The 308-nt window shown below is 70.8% G+C and carries 1 protein-coding gene; it reads right to left on the bottom strand.

Going from position 1 to position 308, the window contains the following annotated elements:
* Positions 1-308: DUF222 domain-containing protein (locus tag ACAG21_RS28120; RefSeq protein WP_370499518.1), on the bottom strand; the 308-nt coding region annotated here is incomplete at both ends.

Here is a 308-nt window from a genome sequence, read left to right as displayed (position 1 = left end):
GCCGCTGAGCGGGGATCGCCGTCGATGGCCTGTTGGCTGGGTGCGCCGTCGATGCAGGGGGTGTGGTCGTCGGGGTTGCACATGCCGGGGGCGGCGAGTTTGGCCAGGACGGCTTCCAGGGTGGCACGCGCTTCGGGGGTCAGCCAGCCACTGAGTGCGGACATGCCGTCGGGTTGTTGGTTGCCTAACGTGAGGCCGCGGCGCCGGGCGCGGTCGGTGTCGGTGTAGTTGCCGTCGGGGTTGAGCAGATCAGCGAGGTGGGCGGCGAACCCGGCCAGCTGATCGGGGCGGTATTGGGTGGCCAGCCG

Source organism: Mycobacterium sp. pR1184 (assembly GCF_041287235.1).
Classification (GTDB): domain Bacteria; phylum Actinomycetota; class Actinomycetes; order Mycobacteriales; family Mycobacteriaceae; genus Mycobacterium.
The sequence above is the reverse complement of the archived record's forward strand: the minus strand, read 5'-3'. Positions and strand labels throughout refer to the sequence as shown.